This is a genomic window from Schaalia sp., from assembly GCF_050312375.1.
Lineage (GTDB): Bacteria > Actinomycetota > Actinomycetes > Actinomycetales > Actinomycetaceae > Pauljensenia > Pauljensenia hyovaginalis.
In genome coordinates this window covers 1-19,516 of the sequence record NZ_JBNOYB010000036.1, presented here as the reverse complement: position 1 = coordinate 19,516, position 19,516 = coordinate 1, and the positions used below count along the sequence as shown (strand labels likewise).

Annotated in this window: 16 protein-coding genes and 3 tRNA genes; 9 read left to right on the top strand and 10 right to left on the bottom strand. The window is 69.4% G+C overall.

What is annotated here, in order from left to right; all coding sequences use genetic code 11:
- The first annotated feature begins 210 nt into the window (after positions 1-210).
- The 3 genes from dcd to ACQY7V_RS02575 all read left to right on the top strand — a co-directional run bounded on the left by dcd (position 211) and on the right by ACQY7V_RS02575 (position 3,043).
- Positions 211-792, top strand: a complete 582-nt coding sequence (gene dcd / locus ACQY7V_RS02585; RefSeq protein ID WP_154475888.1) for a dCTP deaminase — start codon at positions 211-213, stop codon at positions 790-792.
- A 4-nt stretch (positions 793-796) separates the two neighbouring features.
- Entirely contained in the window at positions 797-2,065 is a 1,269-nt protein-coding gene (locus tag ACQY7V_RS02580; RefSeq protein WP_235361850.1) for a PRTRC system protein E, read from the top strand.
- Between the two features lie 90 nt (positions 2,066-2,155).
- Positions 2,156-3,043, top strand: coding sequence for a hypothetical protein (locus ACQY7V_RS02575; RefSeq protein WP_428638759.1), 888 nt, complete (start codon positions 2,156-2,158; stop codon positions 3,041-3,043).
- A 72-nt stretch (positions 3,044-3,115) separates the two neighbouring features.
- Here the strand turns inward: ACQY7V_RS02575 and ACQY7V_RS02570 are convergent, their stop codons facing one another.
- Positions 3,116-5,569 (bottom strand): (Fe-S)-binding protein, encoded by a 2,454-nt coding sequence (locus ACQY7V_RS02570; RefSeq protein WP_428638757.1) that lies wholly within the window; start codon positions 5,567-5,569, stop codon positions 3,116-3,118.
- A gap of 119 nt (positions 5,570-5,688) precedes the next feature.
- Here ACQY7V_RS02570 and ACQY7V_RS02565 point away from each other — a divergent pair, with 119 nt between their 5' ends.
- The 3 genes from ACQY7V_RS02565 (at position 5,689) to purM (ending at position 10,268) form a co-directional block, all read left to right on the top strand.
- Positions 5,689-7,353: an RNB domain-containing ribonuclease gene (locus tag ACQY7V_RS02565; RefSeq protein WP_428638755.1), complete on the top strand. Its 1,665-nt coding sequence runs from the start codon at positions 5,689-5,691 to the stop codon at positions 7,351-7,353.
- A gap of 74 nt (positions 7,354-7,427) precedes the next feature.
- Positions 7,428-9,017 (top strand): amidophosphoribosyltransferase, encoded by a 1,590-nt coding sequence (purF, locus tag ACQY7V_RS02560; protein ID WP_428638774.1) that lies wholly within the window; start codon positions 7,428-7,430, stop codon positions 9,015-9,017.
- Positions 9,018-9,125: 108 nt separating this feature from the next.
- Positions 9,126-10,268, top strand: a complete 1,143-nt coding sequence (purM, locus tag ACQY7V_RS02555) for a phosphoribosylformylglycinamidine cyclo-ligase (RefSeq protein ID WP_428638753.1) — start codon at positions 9,126-9,128, stop codon at positions 10,266-10,268.
- An 89-nt stretch (positions 10,269-10,357) separates the two neighbouring features.
- Here the strand turns inward: purM and ACQY7V_RS02550 are convergent, their stop codons facing one another.
- The 9 genes from ACQY7V_RS02550 to ACQY7V_RS02510 all read right to left on the bottom strand — a co-directional run bounded on the left by ACQY7V_RS02550 (position 10,358) and on the right by ACQY7V_RS02510 (position 16,098).
- Positions 10,358-11,284, bottom strand: coding sequence for a Fic family protein (locus tag ACQY7V_RS02550; RefSeq protein ID WP_428638751.1), 927 nt, complete (start codon positions 11,282-11,284; stop codon positions 10,358-10,360).
- A 473-nt stretch (positions 11,285-11,757) separates the two neighbouring features.
- Entirely contained in the window at positions 11,758-12,765 is a 1,008-nt protein-coding gene (locus ACQY7V_RS02545) for a S41 family peptidase (protein WP_428638749.1), read from the bottom strand.
- Positions 12,766-12,960: 195 nt separating this feature from the next.
- Positions 12,961-13,218, bottom strand: coding sequence for a DUF3073 domain-containing protein (locus tag ACQY7V_RS02540; protein ID WP_184454129.1), 258 nt, complete (start codon positions 13,216-13,218; stop codon positions 12,961-12,963).
- A 172-nt stretch (positions 13,219-13,390) separates the two neighbouring features.
- Positions 13,391-13,699: a DUF3618 domain-containing protein gene (locus ACQY7V_RS02535; RefSeq protein WP_235361857.1), complete on the bottom strand. Its 309-nt coding sequence runs from the start codon at positions 13,697-13,699 to the stop codon at positions 13,391-13,393.
- Entirely contained in the window at positions 13,696-14,130 is a 435-nt protein-coding gene (locus ACQY7V_RS02530) for a phage holin family protein (RefSeq protein WP_428638746.1), read from the bottom strand. The genes ACQY7V_RS02535 and ACQY7V_RS02530 overlap by 4 nt, the downstream gene beginning before the upstream one ends.
- Positions 14,131-14,257: 127 nt before the next feature.
- Positions 14,258-15,676 (bottom strand): hypothetical protein, encoded by a 1,419-nt coding sequence (locus tag ACQY7V_RS02525; protein WP_428638744.1) that lies wholly within the window; start codon positions 15,674-15,676, stop codon positions 14,258-14,260.
- Positions 15,677-15,778: 102 nt separating this feature from the next.
- Positions 15,779-15,854 (bottom strand) — tRNA-Phe (locus tag ACQY7V_RS02520).
- 26 nt (positions 15,855-15,880) lie between these two features.
- Positions 15,881-15,954, bottom strand: a tRNA-Asp gene (locus tag ACQY7V_RS02515).
- Positions 15,955-16,025: 71 nt separating this feature from the next.
- A tRNA-Glu gene (locus ACQY7V_RS02510) sits at positions 16,026-16,098 on the bottom strand.
- 188 nt (positions 16,099-16,286) lie between these two features.
- Here ACQY7V_RS02510 and ACQY7V_RS02505 point away from each other — a divergent pair.
- The 3 genes from ACQY7V_RS02505 (at position 16,287) to ACQY7V_RS02495 (ending at position 19,419) form a co-directional block, all read left to right on the top strand.
- Positions 16,287-18,050, top strand: a complete 1,764-nt coding sequence (locus ACQY7V_RS02505; protein WP_428638742.1) for a mechanosensitive ion channel family protein — start codon at positions 16,287-16,289, stop codon at positions 18,048-18,050.
- Positions 18,051-18,133: 83 nt separating this feature from the next.
- Positions 18,134-18,553 (top strand): peptide-methionine (R)-S-oxide reductase MsrB, encoded by a 420-nt coding sequence (msrB, locus tag ACQY7V_RS02500; protein ID WP_154475918.1) that lies wholly within the window; start codon positions 18,134-18,136, stop codon positions 18,551-18,553.
- Positions 18,550-19,419 (top strand): EamA family transporter, encoded by an 870-nt coding sequence (locus ACQY7V_RS02495; RefSeq protein WP_428638739.1) that lies wholly within the window; start codon positions 18,550-18,552, stop codon positions 19,417-19,419. The genes msrB and ACQY7V_RS02495 overlap by 4 nt, the downstream gene beginning before the upstream one ends.
- The last annotated feature ends 97 nt before the right edge of the window (positions 19,420-19,516 follow it).

The following is a 19,516-nucleotide window of genomic DNA, read 5'->3' as shown; positions in this document are numbered from 1 at the left end:
CAGCGGACGAGCGCCCCGCGAAGCTCGTCGGGGTCGGGCAAGACGGACGCGGGGGAGTCGTTCACGCGCACAGCCTAATCGGATCGCGAATCCCGGGCAGTGCGGCCCGGGCGCTCCCCGAGCGGATCGCAAGCGCCGATGGCGCGGGGGCCGATGGTCGAGAGGGTCCAGGACCGCACCCGAAGCCCGGGCTTGTGGGACAATCGCCCTATGCTGCTCTCCGATCGCGACATCCGAGCCGGGCTCGACTCCGGCCGGATCCGGCTCGACCCGCTCGACCGGGATCTCATCCAGCCCGCGAGCATCGACGTCCGTCTTGACAGGCTCTTCCGCCTCTTCGACAACCACCGCTACTCGGTGATCGACCCCTCGGCCGATCAGTCCGAACTCACGCACCAGGTGGATGTCGGTCCGGACGAGCCCTTCGTCCTCCATCCGGGCGAGTTCGTCCTGGGCGCCACCTACGAGATGGTGACCCTCGGGGACGACATCGCCGCCCGCCTCGAAGGCAAGTCCTCGCTCGGGCGCCTCGGCCTGCTCACGCACTCGACGGCGGGCTTCATCGACCCCGGCTTCTCCGGGCACGTCACCCTCGAACTGTCGAACACGGCGACGATGCCGATCCTCCTCTACCCGGGGATGAAGGTCGGGCAGCTCTGCTTCTTCGACCTCTCCTCGCCCGCGGAGCGCCCCTACGGCTCCCAGGCCCTCGGATCCCACTACCAGGGGCAGCGCGGACCGACCCCCTCGCGCACCCATCTGCGCTTCTCCAGGACCAGGATCGAACGCTGAATCCATGAAGGACCGACCCGAGGAGAACCCCGGAACGCAAGCGCCCGGCACGACTTTGCCGGGCGCGCCGCGACGAACGTCCATGCGCGATCGGATGGCGCAGGCCCCCTCCCGCGTGACGGACCTCGCGTCGCCGACCGCGGGGGATCCGTCGGATCTCACCTCGACCTCGCTCGCCGCGCTCACCTCGATCTCCGACTACTCGACGGCCTTCACCGTCTCCGAAACGGGTGTGAGCCGCACCGACGCCTTCGCGCCGATCTCGGCGCCGATCGCTACGACCGGGCCTGCGGGGGTGATCTCCCGGCAGGACGCCGACTCGCATCACCTCCTCCTCCTGCCCGACGAGGTCGATCCCGCGGAAATCGAGGCCCTCGCCCTGTCGATCTGGGACGGGGCCTGCTGGGCGGGAGCCGGGCGCCTGCACCTGCTCGCAGGGGCGCGCCTCGAAGGGCCCTGGACGATCGACGCGCCGACTCGTCAGGCATTGCGCACGCCCTCGTCGATGACGAAGGCCTGGATCCTGCGCTGCCCGACCGCAAAGCGCAAGCCCGTTCCCGCCGAGCTCGCGCGAGTCGACGAGTGGGCCCCCTATTTCCCCGAGGGCCTTCCCGTCGGCCTCGAATACCGGGTCCTCCTCGCCCTCAAACGGATCGCCCGCCGATTGGGCGGAGCGCTGCGCATCGCCGACTCGGGCCGCGTGATCCAGCCCGATCCGGATTCTGCGGTGTCCCTGGCGATCTACACCTCGAGGTGGCTCGAGCCCGCCGAGCTCGTCGAGGTCCTCCGCACGGATTTCCCGAACATCGTCGATTCGCGCGATGTGCCCGTCGCCGTCGCCGAGACGCGCAGCACCGGAGCGGCCGAGGGCGCCTCGGCTTCCCGCACGGATGTCGCGACGAAGATCGAACGCGCCAGACGCGCCGCCCGCGAGGCGAAGGCGGCGCAGGTCGTCTCCGGCTACGCGCTGCTCGTCCCCATCGCGAATCGATCCGAGCTCATCATCGAGGTCCAGCCCGTGCCGACGCCTCCGCAGGTCCTGCGCTGGGAGGCGTGGACGACGGGCGTCATCATCGAGTATCAGCTCAAGTGGATTCCGCAGGAGGGCATGGGCGCGCCCGCTCCGGTCTCGCGGGCGCGGCGGCTGGAGCGCGTGCGCTCCGCGCGCGACATCGAACGCGCGGCCGGCATCATCATCGGCGCGGTCGGTGGCTCCGTCATCGATGAGGACGGCTTCCTCGTCGCCCTCGATGACGAGGCCGTGATCGAATAGTCGCCGCTTCGCAAGTCCGCCCACAGCTCGCGTCCAGCGTCCTTCCAGCTCTGCCGACTGGAATGGGAGGACAGTTGGAAGGAGCCTGAGGTGAACATCAAGCCCGCGCCCGAACCCCGAGAAGTCGAACTCGTCTTCGAGGATGAGGCGAGCGCCGATCAACGCGGTGAGCGCGCCTACGCTTCTTCGACGACCCCGTCGGATTCGGCCATGCCCCGATTCCCGCAGTCGCCCCGCCCCAGATTCGAGCGCGCCGAAGGCCCGGCTGATCGGGGAGCGGCCGAAGGGGGCTTGCCTCCCCGGGCCCATGATGGGGGCGATGACTTCGTCACGGTGGTCCTCCCGCAGGGCCGCATCAGCACCGGGGCCTGTGCCGCGACTCTCATCGGCGGTGCCGTGCTCTCCCTCTTCGCCGCGAATGTCTCGGGGGCCTTCGCGCTTCCGGGGGTGACGACCCTCCTGTCGGCGGCGTCGGGCCCGCTCTTAACTTCGGCGAACATCGTTCTCGGGCTGCTCTCGCCCTTCGGCGCGATTCTCATGGTCTTCGCGGCGTGGAGCGTCCTGGCCAGGCGCGGATACCGTCATGAGGGATTCGCTCTTCTCATCTCGATGTGGACGGCGTGGATCGCCTCCGTGGCCGTCGGCTCCTTCGCGGTCGGCGCGGTGCCGGTGATGATCCTGGGGCTCGCCTTCTGCTCAGCGGCGACCGTTGCGGCATCGATCCTGGCGAAGAAGCACTCCGTTCGCGCCGTGAGGGGCATCCGGGCGCTCGGTGCGATTCTCTTCGCCGCTGTCGGGGCGCTCCTCATCGCAGCGGGTTCCGCCACCCTGATCGGCGCGATCGTCTCGGGCGTCGTCGGCTGGATCGGCGGGCTCATCGGTGTCCGTGCGTGGAACCGCTGGTGGGCGCCGATGATCGACACGCGCGAGCAGGTCCGTCGCGCCATGCGCAGGGCCTTCCGGGCGCGCATGGCCTGAAGGGCTCCCCGACCGGGCGAGAGCCGGGTGAGCCGGTGACGGGCGCGCGCATGCCGTCGCGCCTGCCGAAGCTCAACCCCGCGCTTCGCCTCCCGCGCCGCGACGCACGGACTCGAGGAGCATCACCGCGACATCCTTGACCTCGGGCAAAGCCGCGGTCCCGCCCTCGTCGCCCGTGGCGCCCGCGGGAACCGCCGGCAGGAAACCGGCCGAGGACCCCGAGGCCGAACCGAGCATCTGCGAGCAGAAGGGGCAGGCCGTGGCCACGACATCCGCGCCCGTCATCGCCGCCTCGGCGATGCGGGCATCGGCGATCCGGGTGCCGCGCGACTCCTCGAACCAGGCGTGAGCGCCTCCCGCGCCGCAGCACATCGCCCGATCGCGATTGCGCGGCATCTCGACCAGCTCGACGCCCGGCAGAGCCGACACGAGCTCGCGCGGCGGCTCGTACACGCGGTTGTGCCGACCGAGGTAGCAGGCGTCGTGATAGGTGACGTGCAGCGGGCGCCCCGCCGCATCCCGGTCCTCAGGGGAGGCGGGCGCCACCGGCGTCAGCCGCCCCTCGCGCACGAGGCGATTGAGCAACTGCGTGTGATGGACGACCTCGAAACGGCCGCCGAGCTCGGGATACTCGCCCGCGATCGTGTTGAAGCAATGCGCGCAGGAGACGACGATCCTCTTGGGCGCCGCCTCCGTCAAGGTCGAGATCGCCTCGGCGGCGAGCATCTGGAAGAGGACCTCGTTGCCCGCGCGCCTGGCGGGGTCGCCCGTGCAGGTCTCGCCCGAACCGAGGACGGCGAAGGACACCCCCGCCGTGTGGAGCAGTTCGGCGATCGCGGCGCTCGTCTGCTTCGCCTTGTCGTCGAAGGCCCCGGCGCACCCGACCCAGAACAGGTAATCGACCTCGGCGGCGCTCTCCAGGTCCTCGCCGACCACGGGCACCTCGAAATCGAGGTCCTTCGCCCAGTCGAGGCGCTTGCGCGCCGGCTGGTTGTAGGGGTTCTGTTTGGACTCCATGCCGCGGAAGGCGCGCCCGAGTTCGCGCGGGAAGGCCGCTTCCATGAGGACGCGCTGGCGGCGCAGGTCGAGGATGTGGTCGATGTGCTCGATGTCGACCGGGCACTGGTCGACGCAGGCGCCGCACATCGTGCAGTCCCAGAGGACCTCTTCGGAGACGACATCGGGAACGAGGGGGGCCTCGACGTCGGCGACGCCCTGAGGGCCGGTCGCCCCGGAGGCCGACAGGACCGCGAGCAGGTCGAGGGAGTGCGGGTTCGGGTCCACGCCCTTGTCGAGCATGACCTCGCCGGAGGCCGCGAGCTCCTCGGCGGTGCGCTCACCCGGGACCTGCGCGTCCACGATCTGCTGGGCGACGATCTCCTTCTTCGACGCCGATTCCATGTGGTCGCGCATCGACATGACGAGGAGCTTGGGGGACAGGGGCTTGCCGGTGTTCCACGCGGGGCACAGCTCCTGGCAGCGGCCGCATTCGGTGCACGAGTAGAGGTCGAGGCGGGCCTTCCAGGTCAGGTCGGCGGCCGTCGCGGTGCCGAGGACCGCGTCCTCGGGGAGGTCGTCGAACACGTCGGGCGAGGTGACGGGCGCGCCGCCGATGAGCATGCGGTCCGCGGGGCCGAGGGACTTGCCGCCTTCGGGGTCCCGGCGCGCGTACACGTTGACGAGGGCGAGGAAGCGGTGCCAGGCGACGCCCATCGAGGTGAGGACGCCGACCACCATCATCCATGTCATCGAGACGATGATCTTCAGCGTCGAGAGGAGGACGATCGCGTTCGCGACCGCGCTCGCCTGCGCCCCGGCGGCGAGGACGAGGGCGCCGATCCACGCGGTGAGCGGGAAGTGCCAGAGCTCCGGGAGGGGGGCGGGCGAGGGGGCGCTTGTGACAAGGGCGTATTCGAGGCCGCGCAGGCCGAGGACGCAGGCGCAGACCAGGAGGATCACCCATTCGACGAAGCGCGCCTGCCAGCGGGTCGACCCGAGGAAGCGGGAGGCGAGGCCGGCCGGGGAGCCGTCGCGCGGGCGGGGGCTCGCGGCGGGCGGGGTCTCGACGGGATCGTCGGAGGAGACGGCGGCCTCCGCGAGGGAGCCCGAGCCCGCGCGGGTCCTGACGATCATGAGGAGCACGATTCCGAGGAGACCGGCCCAGGCGAAGAGCTCGCTGAGCCACTCCCAGGGGAGGAAGCGCCCGAGGAGGGGAAGGGTGAAACGGGGGTCCCTCAGCTGGCCGTACCCCGTGACAAGGGTGAGGAAGAGCAGCGGGAAGGAGACCATGACGAACCAGTGGGCGAACCTGATCCAGGGGCGGCCCTTGAACTCGCGGTGGCTGAGGACTGCGAGGAGCATCATTCCCAGGCGCTTGGGGACGGGAGTGAGGCGGGCGGGCTCCGGGGCGCCCGCCGACACGGCCCGCCACAGCTGCGCGATGCCCCGGCCGAAGGAGAGGATCCCGAAGAGCGTGGCGAAGAGGGCGAAGACCCAGCACACGACGCTGAGAACGGGAGTGGGCATGAGGCGTTCCTTCGAGGGTCGAGCGCCGTCCCTTCGGCGCGGGCCCTCTCATTGTGGCACTTCGGCTCGGGGTGGTGGAGACTGGCCTCATGGTTGTGCTCCATCGGATGCGGCTGCGGGTGGAAGATTCTTCCTTGATCCCGGTTCTCGACGCGATCCGCGCTGAACTGGCCGTCCCCTCGGCCTTCCCCGATGAGATCGACCGCCAAGCGGATGCGGCGGTCGCCGAATGGAAGGACTTCCTGTCCCGGGTGCAACCGGTTCTCGCGGGTGACGAGGCCGTGTCCGGGCTCCGCCCCCTCGCGGGAGCCGCGGAGGCGATCGATCGCGCGTGGGCCGCCCTCGTTCCCGAGGCCCTTCCCCGATGGGATGCGACTGACGTCCCCTTCGTGACGATCGACCCGGAGTCCTCACGTGATCTGGACCAGGCGGTGCGCCTGAGCCGCCTCGAGGAGCACCGCCCGGACGGCGCTCATTACCGGGTGCTCTACGCCATCGCCTCGCTCGCGACCTTCGTGCCGGCCGATTCGCCGCTCGACCTCGAAGTGCGTCGGCGCGCCACGACGATTTACATGCCCGACCGCTCGACGCCGCTTCATCCGCTCGCCCTCTCAGAGGGAGCGGCCTCCCTCCTGCCGGGCGGAGTCGCGCCCGCCTGTGTGTGGGAGATCCTGCTCGACGCGCGCGGCGAGGTGGTGAACGCGACGGTGCGTCGCGCACTCGTGCGCTCGAGGGCGAAGCTGTCGTACGACCAGGTCGAAGCGGCGCGAACCTCGGGCCGTCCCCTGCCGGATGCCCCCGAAGGCCTCGTGGAGCTGCTCGAGGAGATCGGCCGTTTGCGGCGGGCCCTCGAGACCGCGCGCGGCGGCGTCTCCTCGCCGAGTCCCGAGCAGGAGATCACGCGCGAAATCGATGCGGACGGGTCGACGCACTACGAACTCAGCTATCGGAAGAGCACCCCGGTTGAGGAGTGGAACGCCCAGATCTCGCTCCTGACGGGGATGTGCGCGGCCTCGATCATGCGCGAGGCCGGGATCGCGGTGCTCAGGACCGCGCCGCCCGCCTCCCATCAGGCTCTTGAGCGTCTGCACGGCGTCGCGAGACTCCTCGGAGTCGACTGGCCCGAGGACATGCCCTACGCGCAGCTCGTGCCCGCCCTCGCCCCCGCGATCCCCGCGCACACGGCCTTCCTCGCCCAGGCGATGAGCCTGTACCGCGGAGCCGAATACCAGGTCTTCGTCGACCCCTCCCGCGCAGGATCCGCCCTTGCGAAGGCGACGTGCAGGCGGAGCCCCGCCGGTGCCGACGTCTTCCCGGGCCCCGGCGATCCGGCCGCCCAGCACGCCGCCATCGCCGCCGAGTACGCGCATGTGACCGCGCCGCTGCGCCGCCTGGTCGACCGCTGGGCCTCGGAGATCTGCATCGCCCACGAGTCCGGGCGCCCGGTCCCCGGCTGGGTCCTCGACTCCCTCCCGGAGCTGCCCGGCTTCATGGCCGAGGGCGCGCATCTCGCCTCCGCGGCGGAGAGGGCCGCGATCGGGGCCGTCAGCGCGAAGCTCCTCCTCGGTCACGAGGGCGAGATCTTCCGCGGGGTGATCGTCGAACGCAGGGACGGTGATGAGGACTTCGATCGCGGCAAGGTGCTCATCTCCGAGCCCGCGGTGACCGGAGCCCTGGTCGCACGCGTGCCGGGCGCTCGTCTGCCCCTCGGCGAGGAGGCGGGAGTCGTCCTCGAACGCGCCGATGTTGAGTCGCGCAGCCTGCGCTTCACATGGGCGCCATGACCGGGAATGGTCGCTCGTGGCGCCGTCTCGCCCTCGTGTGAGACAGTGTCCTCGTGCTCTCTGATTCCGTGAACATGGACCAGACACTGACCGACCGAGAGATCTTCGAGGACGATCGCCCCCGCGACCACTGCGGCGTATTCGGGGTGTGGGCGCCCGGCGAGGACGTCTCCCGGCTCACCTACTTCTCCCTCTACGCCCTTCAGCATCGCGGGCAGCAATCCGCCGGCATCGCGACCTCGAACGGGGAGCAGATCCTCGTCTACAAGGATCAGGGCCTCGTCAACCAGGTCTTCTCCGAGCAGACGCTCCGCGGCCTCAAGGGGCATCTCGCCCTCGGGCACGTCCGCTACGCGACGACGGGCGCCGACACCTGGAGGAACGCCCAGCCGACCCTCGGGCCGACGCCGACGGGGACGCTCGCACTGTGCCACAACGGGAACCTCACGAATACGGCGGAGCTGCGCGACCTCGCCCATTCGATCGCGGACGAGGGCGACGACGTCGAGAGGGGCGCCTCCACGGACACCTCCGTCGTGACGGCCCTGCTGGGCCTCGCCGACCGGATCCCCGGACCCGTCCCCTTCATCCCGCCCGCCATCGCCCTCGCCGATCCCATCGGAGGGGGCGATGCCGCATCCGCTCCGGATGCCGAGTGCGAATCCGCGACCGGCGCGCGATCCACGACCAGCGCGGAGGCCGAGCCCGCCGGCCTCGTCGCCCCCGCCCTCAAGGTCCTCCCGCGCCTCAAGGGCGCCTTCTCTCTGGTCTTCATGGACGAGAACACTTTGTACGGGGCGCGCGACCCGCACGGATATCGGCCCCTCGTCCTGGGCCGCCTCTACTCGGGGTGGGTGCTGGCCTCTGAGACCGCCGCACTCGACCTGTGCGGCGCGACCTTCGTCCGCGAGATCGAGCCGGGCGAGCTCGTCGCCATCGACTCCACCGGGGTCCACTCGCGTCACTTCGCGGTGAGGCGCTCGAACACCTGCGTCTTCGAGTACGTGTACCTCGCCCGCCCGGACACGGTGATCGGCGACCGGCAGATCGTGGCCGCCAGGCGCGAGATGGGCGCGATCCTCGCCCGGGAGGCGCCGGTCGATGCCGACCTCGTGATCCCCACCCCCGAGTCGGGCACGCCCGCCGCCATCGGCTACGCCGAGGCCTCCGGGATCCCCTTCGCGCAGGGCCTCGTGAAGAACGCCTACGTCGGGCGGACCTTCATCCAACCGACCCAGTCGCTGCGCCAGCTCGGCATCCGCCTCAAGCTCAACCCCCTGCGCGAGGTGATCGCGGGCAAGCGCCTCATCGTCATCGATGACTCGATCGTGAGGGGGAACACGCAGCGCGCCCTCGTCAAGATGCTCAGGGAGGCCGGGGCGGCCGAGGTGCACGTGAAGATCTCCTCCCCGCCGGTCGCCTGGCCGTGCTTCTTCGGGATCGATTTCCCGACGAGGGCGGAGCTCATCGCCTCCGCGATGGACGTTGACGGGGTGCGCGCCTCGATCGGGGCGGACTCCCTGTCGTACCTGTCGATGGAGGGAATGGTCCGGGCGACCCGTCAGGGGACGAGCCTGTGCCTCGGCTGCTTCAACGGCGACTATCCGGAGCAGATCCCCAAGGGCACGCCGATCCCCGGCACCCCCGGCGCCGCTACCTGCTAGCCGGGTGCATCGCCCTCGTCGCCTGCGAAGGCCCGTCCTCAACACGCATCGGCGCATGTCCCACCGTCCACCTTCAAAAGCCCCACCCCGGAGAATCTAGGAGCAGCAATGAGCGACACCGCCCCTCTCGACTACGCATCCGCCGGAGTCGACACCGCAGCGGGAGACCGTGCCGTCGAACTCATGAAGGACGCCGTGTCGCGGACCCATGACCGGACGGTCCTCGGTGCGACCGGCGGCTTCGCGGGGATGGTCGACGCCTCGGCCCTGCTCGGGATGAAGCAGCCCCTGCTCGCGACATCGACGGACGGGGTGGGCACGAAGATCGCGATCGCCCGAGCCCTCGACATCCACGACACGATCGGGCAGGACCTCGTCGGCATGGTCGTCGACGACATCGTCGTCATCGGCGCCCGCCCGGTGCTCATGACGGACTACATCGCCTGCGGTCGCGTCGTCCCCGAGCGGATCGCCAAGATCGTCACCGGGATCGCCAGGGCCTGCGAGCAGGCGGGGACGCCTCTTGTGGGCGGGGAGACCGCCGAGCATCCGGGCCTCATGGCGCCCGACGACTACGACATCGCGGGTGCGGCGACCGGTGTCGTCGACGCCGCCGAGCGCCTCGGGCCCGAGCGGGTCGCTGAAGGCGACGTCCTCATCGCGATGGCATCCTCAGGCCTCCATTCCAATGGCTACTCCCTGGTCCGCTCGGTCGTCGCGCGCACGGGCGCTTCTCTTGAGGGGCGCGTCGAGGAGTTCGGCCGGACTCTCGGCGAGGAGCTCCTCGAGCCGACCCGCCTGTACGCGCGCCTGTGCCTCGACCTCGTCGAGGCCCTCGGTGCGGGCGAGGGCGCGAGCGGCGTGCACGCCTTCTCGCATGTCACGGGCGGGGGGCTGGGCGCGAACCTCTCGCGCGTCCTCCCGCTCGGCGCGCTCGCCGAGGTCGATCGCGGGTCCTGGATCGTCCCGCCGGTGTTCGACTGGGTCCGCCGGGGCGGCGAGGTGAGTTGGGAGGGCATGGAGGACTCCCTCAATCTCGGCGTCGGCATGGTCGGCGTCGTGGGCCGCGATTGCGCCGATGAGGCGCTGCGCCTGATCCGCGGGGCCGGGGTCGAGGCGTGGGTCCTGGGCGAGGTGTCGATGCCGGGCGCGGTCGAGCCCTCCTCGGATTTCGAGGGGCGGACGATCTCGGGGACGAAGGGTGTGACCGCCGGCGCTGTGCGCCTGCGCGGGTCCTATCGGACGGCGTGAGGGCCTGTGGCCTGGCCGTCGTCCTCGTTTCGGAGGGCACGGCTGTCACCGCGCCCGTGAGTGTTTCGCGGGCAGTTCCTCCGCCTCGCTCACTGTGGGACTGCGGGGACGCCCCGTCCGGGCGCGCTTATCCGCGTGTCGAAGCGTGTGCTCGCGAGTCGCCGCACCGACAGATCGACGAGGTCGAGGACCCGCGGCGCGAAGTAGATCGCCTGGCCTTTTCGGGATGTCGCTGAGAGGATTCCCGCGCCTTCAAGCATGTGGAGTCCTTGATTGGCGGCCTGCGTCGTCACTTCGTAGATCCGACTCGCCGACGCGGTTGTGAGGACCGGTGTCGAGGGAAGGTCCTGAAGGATCCTCGCAGTCGCCGATGTTGAGCGAAGAGCACGCTGGTGGCCGGTCTCGGTTCGCCAGAGGGCGAGCTGTTCATCCCAGTCGGTGCGGATCGCATCGAGCTCTCTTTTCGTGCGTTCCACCTGTTCTGCTGCGATGATGATCGCCTGCGCGAAGAATGCGATCCACTCGGTGCGAGCGGCGTGGAATTCATCTCCATTCGGTGCGCCGGTATAGCGGTAGGCGTCGAGCGCCCTCACATAATCCTGGCGCAGTGTCGAGAGGACCTGACTGATCGGGAGGATCGCACGCGTGGTGAGCCCGCGTCTCGTGAGCACCGTGTGGATGAGGGCTCGACCGACACGGCCATTGCCATCCGCAAAGGGGTGAAGGGTCTCGAACTGGGCGTGGACGAGTGCGGCTTGGACGATGGGCGAGTGGGCGGCCCCGTTCATGTAAGTCACGAGGTCGTCGAGCGAGGTATTGAGTCGTTGGGGGGCGGGTGGAACGAAATCGGCTCCGAGGGGATGGTAGGAGGAACCGCCGATCCAGTTCTGGACTGTACGCACTCCGCACGCGGTCGCAGTGTCGGCGACGAGCGCTTCTTGGAGGACGACGACCTGGTCGAGAGTGATCGTGTCCGAGGCGCTGAGCTCCGCTCGGGCTCGCTCGACGACCGTCATGTTCCGAGCGACGAGTTGGGCTTGTTCACTTGCTCCGAGGGATCCTCGCCCTTCCGCCGTTTCGAGTTCCGCGAAGGCCACTTGCTTCGTCGAGGGGGCGACGCCCTCAATGCGCGACGAGGCGATTGCTTCGGAACGGAGGAGGAAACGTGCGATGCCCTTGAGGTCGCGGCTGTCGGCAGAATTTCTCACGGCTCTCTCGGCGGATGACACGAGGGCGTCGACGTCGGGAGGAAGGAGGAGGGAGGTCGTCGTTAAGGAATCCGGGACGTACGAGCGATACGGTCCGGAATGACGCTCACGGCGTGGGAGGCCCTCAAAGATCGAGGATTCCCAGATGCGCTCGTCCCAACCCGCCACCTGCACACCTCCGTCTGCTTCTTTCCTGGGCTCTATCCTTGATCGGATCCTCTCGTTGTTCAAGGATAAGGTCCTAAACTTTATCAAGTGGCGGTGTTGCGCAAGGATATGAGCTATCGGCGTCCCTCCTCGCAGCCGTGCTCGGCGGTGAGCCACGCCTTCGCGGCTTCGAGGGCGTCATCGGTCTGCTCGTCCGGGATAAGCGGATTGTCGCCGTAGACGACGCTGTTCCGATCCTTGTCGTTCGCCGAGGTCACCATGACGAGCGCCCCGTCGGGCATCTCGAAGGCGATGTTCGCCGAGGCGTAGCCCGCGGTCGGCCTCCCGAAGAAGCGGGTGCCCTCCACGCCCTTGAATGCGATCGCGGTCGCCTCGCCGGAGCTCCCCGTGCCCGCGTTGATGAGAATCGCGGTGGGGACGAGGTGCTTGCGGACGCCATCGACGCTCGTCGGTGTGCCTCCGCCGGCGACTGCCGATCCGGTGATCGTCACAGGGGTCGTCCCGTGCGCCGACTCGAACTCGAGAGCGGTTCCGTCGGGGAGGAGCGGGGAGACGCCCGCGAGCATCGGGCCCATGTCGCCGCCGCCATTGCCCCGCAGATCGACGACCGCGCAGGTCGCGGGACCCGACAGAGCGGAATCGAGGCCGCGCCCGAGGGTCTCGGCGTACAGACGCCCATCGGAGGCGAAGCCGTCGAAGGCCGGGACGGTCGCGATCGCGATGGCCCCTAAGACCGTCACCCCGGGGGAGGGAGCGGGATCCGACTGCGCCCATTCCTCGCGCTCGGCCGCGTTGAGGATTCCTGAGTGCTTCCCGCCCGCGGCCTCGAGGGCCGCCTCAAGGGCGTCGTGAACCTCAGCGGTCGAGGAGGCATCTTTCGCGACTGCGAGGGCGCGCTCGCGGGCGGCGAGATATTCGTCAGAATCGGCGTGAATCGCCTGGTGGTCGGCGACCTCGAGGATGGTCTCGGCATAGCGTTCCGGGCTTGGCGGAAGGAGGAAGAAGGGGCGTCCGGTTAACGCGATGCCGAGGCGCGGCCCGAACCCCCAAGCGATGGCCATGAGGCCGACGAGGACGAGGGCGAGGAGCGAGGAGAACGCGACGAGAAGCCTTTTCCGCATGACTCGACGCTAGCGGTACGGGAGGAGCGCCCGCCATAGGGGAACGGCCCGACTGAACCCGGATCTGCCCGAGGCCGACTCGGGGAGCGGGTGCGCAGGGGCGCCCGGAGGAGGGCGAGCGAAAGCGCGGATGAACGCGTGAATCAGCACGTGAAGAATCTGCGGGCCGCGCTCATGCGAAGGGGAGCCCCCGGGTCACTTCTTCGAAGGGTTGACCCAGAAGTCCTCGTCGAGCTCGGGGGTGGCGTCCCCCTCCTGCGCGAAATCCGCGTACTTGGAGTAGAGGTCGTCGTCCTCGGCCGTCTCGTCGTCCTCGGCCTCGTACTCGTCGTACGAGTGGTGTTCAGACGATGCGAGCTCCCGCTGCAGGGCATCGAGATCGGTATCAGGACTGAAATACTTCAGCTTGCGAGCGACTTTCGTCTGCTTGGCCTTTTGACGGCCGCGCCCCATGGCGTCGACCCCCTCCGCGTAGTTCGGGTCCGCTCAAGGCGGTTCCCTGGATGATCAGAATGTGTCGTGGGTTCATCATAACCGCACAAAGGGAAGGTCCTCATCCGGGCAGGGGCGCGTGTGCTCCGGGTCGCGCCGCGGAGCCGGTGAGGAAGCTGAGGGAGATTCGGGCTCAGCGCCTTCCGCGAACGATGCGAAGAACGACGAGGGCGGTGAGCGCCGCGGCTCCGGCGATGACGTATCCCACCTTCTTGAGGGCTTCGGGGTCGCCTTCGCGGGCGTCCTGAGCGGTCATGGCGATGAGGCTCCTGACCTCCTCCGCCTTCGCCTTCGCGGTCGCCTTGGCCTGTTCGAGCAGCTGTTCGGGCTGAACACGGCCGAAGAGCTCGTCGACGGTCGCCGTCATCTCGGCGCGCGTGCGTTCGAGTTCGGCGATGATCTCAGCCTCGGTGCGCGTCTTCGCTTCGGTCGTTTCGCTCACTTGCCCAGGCCTTTCTTGAGGGCGTCGATGCTCTCGCTGATCCCGGCCTTCGGGTCGGGGACGGAGGTCTTGCTCTTGTTGAGCAGTGCTGCGCCGACCGCGGCGAGGATCACAACGATGAGCAGAAGGATACCGGCTGTGATGAGGGAAGCGGCCCATGCGGGCAGGGCGACGGCGATCGCGAGTTCGATCGAGTGGAAGACCCAGCCGAGAAGGTAAAGGGCGAAGACGGCTGCGGCCGCGAGGAGGGCGCCGCCCGCGCCGGCCTTCTTGATGAAATTCCTCGCCTTGACCTTGTTGAGCTCGATCTCTCCGTTCACAAGCGTCGTCACCTGCGAAGACAGGGTTGCGAAGAGTTCACCCATCGACGCGGGGCGCTTCTGGGCCGGTGCCGGCCCCGGGTTTCCAAGCGGTTCGTTCGGCGTCGTCATCAGCGGCACTCGCTTCCTGGTCGACTTCACGGTGTTGTCGGGCTGACGCCCAGTTTCTCACGTTCGGGGCTGCGGCGCAGTCGCCTCGGCCTGCTCGGGACGCTGCTGCGGCGGCCTTGGGGAGGGATCAGTCGGGAATGACCGGACCGGGCAGGTCCTCGAGGATCTTCCTCGCCCGGTCGATGACCTCGGCCTGTTCGAGGGTCGGGGGCGCGGGCGTTGAAGCGGGGAGCGGGAGGTGCGCGTGCCGAGCGCGGGGGCGATCGTCCTGCTGGTCAGCGACGAGCGCGCGTATCGCGGCGGTGATCGGGTCGGGTTCTTCGATGCGCCTGCGTTCGCGCGGTGCGGGGGCGTCGAGGGCGGGGCCCGGCGCCGCTTCGGTCGGGCCCGGCACCGCCTCGGTCGGGTGCGGCACCGGTTCAGCGGGAGCGGGGGAGGGGGGCGCCGAGTGGATTTCAATCGCTGCAACACCGAGGGGTTCAATCGAGGATTGCGCTGCGGCTGCGGTCTCGGTCCCGCCCTCGTGCCCGGCTTCGCCCTCGTCCTCGGTTCCGTTCTCGAGCTCGGCCGGATCTGCGAGCCTGGCAGCGGGGGCCTCGGCGGCCGCATGATCCGCTTCGGCCTCCTGGGCACGACGGATGGGGATCCACGAGACCCTGAAGGCCTCCGAGGGATCCTCTTCGGCCTCTGAGGATCCGGTGCCGGGCGCGTCCTCGACGGCGGGATGCGGCGCGGCGGGCGGAACGGCTGCGGGGATCGGGCCGAGGAGGGTCGCCGGATCCTCATCGGTGCCGGTCAGGATGGTCCGGAGGCGCTCGGCGCCGGGGGCGAGCAGGTCGTAGGTCACGCGCCCGTTCGTCAAGAGGATCGTGCGCTCGGCGAGCGCGCAGGACTCGGGGGAGGCGCTCGCGAGGATCACGGTCGTGCCGTGCTGAGCGAGCGAGCGCAGAAGCTCGAGGGCGGCCCGGCGATCCGGCGCCGTGGGCAGGTGGTCGGGGTCCTCGACGAGGATGAGATCGCCGCCGCTAACGAGGGCGCGCGCGCTCAGGGCCCGGAAGCGATCGAGGGGCGAGAGCTCGCAGGCCCGGGCATCGGCGAGGCCCTCCAAGGAGGTGAGGGCGAGCGCCCGCCCCACGTGATCGGCGAGGGCGGAGGTGCCCGTGAGGGAGAGGGGGGAGAGGAGGTTCTCGCTGACGGAGAGGCTCTCGTCGAGCGGGGTGGATGTTGTGAGGAGTCCGACCGATGCGGGACGGTCCCCGCCGCCTGCGGCGCGCAGGTCGATCGACCCGGCCGAGGGCGGGCGCAATCCTGCAGCGGCGAGGAAGAATGCGCGCGTTCTCGATCCGCTCGGGTCGAGGATCGCGGTGAAGGACCCGGAGCGGAAACCGAGGGTCACTCGATCGAGGAGGTGGGCTCCCGTGAGGGGGGAGTCGATCGTGAGGTCCTTGCAGTACAGGAGGACCCTGCCCCCCGGCCCCGGTGCCGAATGCGCTCGGCGCGTGCGCCACCACGGCTTGGGGTCGCAGCTTCCGTTCGTGTCGCTCATACCCCGATTCTTGCAGGTCCTGCGTCGAGGCTCATGTGAACGCCGCGGCGGCGTCGCCGGTGCATGAACGCAAAAGCCCCGAAGCGATTCGCTTCGGGGTTCTGGTGGCTCCGACCGGCGTCGATCCGGTGACCTTTCGATTTTCAGTCGAACGCTCTACCAACTGAGCTACAGAGCCATGACCGGACCAACCGGTCTGGTCGGCGACCCCGACGGGACTTGAACCCGCGACCTCCGCCGTGACAGGGCGGCGCGCTAACCAACTGCGCTACGGGGCCTTACAACAGGTGTAAGACCTATTGAGTTTTCTCCACTGACGACACGCTCTTCGCGTTCCGCGCTGGGAGAGTACCCCCAACGGGATTCGAACCCGTGTCGCCGCCGTGAAAGGGCGGTGTCCTAGGCCGCTAGACGATGGGGGCCTGTTCGGCCACCTCCGTGGCGTCCGAAGACGAGGAAGAGCATATGCAATAACGCGGGGTGAAAGCAAAACGAGAATCGGTGACCCCTCTCACACGGGGGGATTCTCGTGGAATCCCGCCGAAAAGGGCCGGGAGGAGCGGGGCGCGCCGCGCAGGAAGCGTCGGGGAAGGACCCCTAGGCTGGGTGCATGAGCACGAGCCTTTCCGCAATCGCCCGCCTCGTCTCTCAAGAGGGGGACGGCCCCCAATCGGGCGCTAAGGCCGCAGTGAGCGACGCCATCGACATCGCCTCACTCCTTCTCGGTGTCGCCGTCGGAGCCCTCCTCGGCTTCCTCGCCGCCGCCCTCGCCTCGGCGATCCTGCGGAGCATCCTGCGCAGATCACAGGTCGGGTCGATGCTCCTCAAGAGGGTCCGTACCCCCTTCTACGTCGCCCTCATGATGTGGGGCGGCCTGCTCGGACTCGAATGGATGCTCCAGGGCGCCGACCTCAGCCAGTGGTCGAACGGGACGCTCGTCTCGACCTCGACGCACGTCCTCCTCATCCTCGCGATCGGCGCCGTCACCTGGATCGCCTATGCGGCGGCATGGGTGTTCGAGGACGCGGCGCGCATGCGGAACCGAGCGGATCAGGGCAGGGCCAGGCGCTTCGAGACGCAGGCCCAAGTGGTGCGTCGCCTCGTCCAGCTCATCGTCATCATCATCGGCGTCGTCGCGATCCTCTCGACCTTCGCGGCCGCCCGCCAGGCGATGACGACCCTCCTTGCCTCCGCCGGCCTCATCTCGGTCATCGCCGGTCTCGCCGCGCAGCAGACCCTGGGGAACGTCTTCGCGGGGATTCAGCTCGCCTTCACGGACGCGATCCGGGTGGGCGACGTCGTCGTCGCCAACGACAAGGGGGAGTCGGGCGCGATCGAGGAGATCACCCTGTCCTACGTCGTCGTGCGCCTGTGGGACGAACGGCGGCTCATCATCCCCTCGACCTATTTCACCTCGACGGCCTTCGAGAACTGGACGCGCAGGGCCGCGGCCCAACTCGGCACCGTCGAGATCCGTCTCGACTGGGCCGCGCCGATGGCTCTGATCCGTCAGAAGGTGGAATCCCTGCTCCAGGCGACGGACCTGTGGGACGGCCGGACGTGGAACGTCCAGATGACCGGATCGGATACCTCGACGGTGACGGTCAGGATCCTCGTCTCCGCGAAGAACTCGGGCAGCCTGTGGGACCTGCGCTGCTACCTGCGCGAGCACATCATCGCCTGGGTGGTGGCCGAGGAGCCCTGGGCCCGGCCCGCGACGCGCATCCAGCCCCAGGCGGAGGTCGCGGTGCCCGTCGACACTTCGAGGGCGCAGGTGGCCGCCCTCGCCGCCGAACTCACGAAGATCGCCGGCGATCCCTCGTCCACCGGAATGCACGAGGACGGGGCGAGCGCCTTCGAAGACGCCGCGAAGGCCCTCGCCGGACACGCCGCCGTGGATGAGGCGACCCACGCTGCCCGACTGGTCGCCGCCAGGAGGAAGGCGAAGCGGGCGCGCCGCCGTGCCATGGCCGACAGGATGCGCGAACTCGCCGGATCCGAGCGCAGGGTCCCGCTTCGCGCCGAAAGCGTCCCCACCCAGGTCATGACCGCCGGGACCCTCGCGCGCATCGTCGGCGCCCCGCCGAAGGATTCCGCTCGCGCTAAGGATCGCGCCCCCGGCGCACCCGCCTCGCCGGACGAGCTCACCGCCGAGCTCCCGCAAGCCGTCGCCCGAGCCGCCGAGGAGAATCCGACGACCACCACGAGCGGCGGGAAGGGGGAGCGCCTCTACTCGGGCTCCCCGGACGCCGAGGAGCGATCGGGGATCTTCGCCGGGCCCGGCGAAGAGGCCCTCGCCGAACGCGAAGCCGTCGCCAAACGCCGGGAAGCCGAGGCGAAAGGCATCAGGCCCGAGGACGAGCGCGGGAAGTGACCGCACGCGGACAAGCGCTTGCGCGCCTGTCCACATAGGGGGCAGCAGTAGCGGGACTGAAGCAGTCGGGCGACGATTGAAGCATGACTGAATTCCCGAGCCTGTCGGACGCCTCCGCACTGAGCGACGCCGATTGGCGTCGCATCCTCACCCCCATGCAGTACCACGTCCTGCGCGAGGCCGGAACCGAACGCCCCTTCACCGGCGAACTCCTCGAGGAGACCCGCGAAGGCGTCTACCGCTGCGCGGCCTGCGGCGCCGAACTCTTCGACGCGAGCACGAAGTTCGAATCCCACTGCGGCTGGCCGAGCTTCTATCAGGCGAAGAACGCCTCGACCAGCGAAGTCGAGGACACCTCGCACGGCATGGTGCGCACCGAAGTCCGCTGCACGAACTGCGGGTCGCACCTGGGCCACGTCTTCCCCGACGCGCCCGACCAGCCCACGGGCATGCGCTACTGCATGAACTCGGCGGCGCTCGTCTTCGAACCGACGGCGGAATGAGCCCCCGGGCCCTCGACCGGGTACCCGCGCAGGCGCTCATCATCGTCGACGCACTGTTCCAGTACGTCGGCGCGGCCTTCGCCGTGGCGGTCTTCGCCCTCATGGAGCCGGCCTCCGTCGCATGGTGGCGGGTGCTCGTCGGAGCCCTGATCCTCCTGGCCTGGCGGCGCCCCTGGCGCTTGCGCTGGACCTGGCGCGAGCTCGGGGCCTCGGCGGTCTTCGGGCTCTTCATCCTCGTGATGAACTCGACCTTCTACGAGGCGATCGCCCGTCTTCCGCTCGGCGCCGCGGTCTCCATCGAATTCCTCGGCCCGGTGTCCGTCGCGGTTGTGCGAGGGCGGGGCTGGGCGCCGCGGGTCGCAGCGCTGATGGCCTTCGCCGGCGTCGCCTCGATCTCGGGCTTCGGCGTGGATCCGTCGGACCCCGGCATTCGTGCCGGGATCGCCTGGATCCTCGCGGCGGCGGCCGCCTGGGCCGGTTACATCGTCGTCGGTCAGGCGATCGCCTCGCGGCGTTCGGGTGTGACGAATCTGTCCATGTCCCTGGGCTTCGGCGCCCTGCTCGCCGCGCCCCTCCTCGCACCCGGAGGCCTCGGCGCCTTCACTTCGTGGCACCTCCTCGGCTCCCTGGTCCTCGTCGGCCTGCTTTCGACGGCGATCCCCTTCACCCTTGAGGCCCTGGCGATGTCCAGGCTCACCGCCGCGACCTACGCCCTGCTCACGGCTCTCATGCCCGCGACCTCCGCCGTCGTGGGCGCGGTGATGCTGCGTCAGATCCCCACGCCGGGCGAACTTCTCGGGCTCGTCCTCATCTCCATCGCGGTGTGGATCGCCTCCTCACCGAGACTCAACCGGGCCTCGGCGTAGTTGCGCTCGCAGCCGGGATCGCCCCGGCTCGGAGGCGCGACGGGATCTGCTTCCGGCGAAGAGCGCAGTGGCGCCCTCGGCTCGAAAGCCGAAGAGA

What these genes read in the sequence shown, in the direction of transcription:
- msrB (WP_154475918.1), top strand. Translation starts at nt 18,134, where the DNA reads ATGACTGAATTCCCGAGCCTGTCGGACGCCTCCGCACTGAGCGACGCC.
- purM (WP_428638753.1), top strand. Translation starts at nt 9,126, where the DNA reads ATGAGCGACACCGCCCCTCTCGACTACGCATCCGCCGGAGTCGACACC.
- ACQY7V_RS02545 (WP_428638749.1), bottom strand. Translation starts at nt 12,765, where the DNA reads ATGCGGAAAAGGCTTCTCGTCGCGTTCTCCTCGCTCCTCGCCCTCGTC.
- ACQY7V_RS02495 (WP_428638739.1), top strand. Translation starts at nt 18,550, where the DNA reads ATGAGCCCCCGGGCCCTCGACCGGGTACCCGCGCAGGCGCTCATCATC.
- ACQY7V_RS02540 (WP_184454129.1), bottom strand. Translation starts at nt 13,218, where the DNA reads ATGGGGCGCGGCCGTCAAAAGGCCAAGCAGACGAAAGTCGCTCGCAAG.
- dcd (WP_154475888.1), top strand. Translation starts at nt 211, where the DNA reads ATGCTGCTCTCCGATCGCGACATCCGAGCCGGGCTCGACTCCGGCCGG.
- purF (WP_428638774.1), top strand. Translation starts at nt 7,428, where the DNA reads ATGGACCAGACACTGACCGACCGAGAGATCTTCGAGGACGATCGCCCC.
- ACQY7V_RS02580 (WP_235361850.1), top strand. Translation starts at nt 797, where the DNA reads ATGAAGGACCGACCCGAGGAGAACCCCGGAACGCAAGCGCCCGGCACG.
- ACQY7V_RS02530 (WP_428638746.1), bottom strand. Translation starts at nt 14,130, where the DNA reads ATGACGACGCCGAACGAACCGCTTGGAAACCCGGGGCCGGCACCGGCC.
- ACQY7V_RS02505 (WP_428638742.1), top strand. Translation starts at nt 16,287, where the DNA reads ATGAGCACGAGCCTTTCCGCAATCGCCCGCCTCGTCTCTCAAGAGGGG.
- ACQY7V_RS02550 (WP_428638751.1), bottom strand. Translation starts at nt 11,284, where the DNA reads ATGACGGTCGTCGAGCGAGCCCGAGCGGAGCTCAGCGCCTCGGACACG.
- ACQY7V_RS02570 (WP_428638757.1), bottom strand. Translation starts at nt 5,569, where the DNA reads ATGCCCACTCCCGTTCTCAGCGTCGTGTGCTGGGTCTTCGCCCTCTTC.
- ACQY7V_RS02525 (WP_428638744.1), bottom strand. Translation starts at nt 15,676, where the DNA reads ATGAGCGACACGAACGGAAGCTGCGACCCCAAGCCGTGGTGGCGCACG.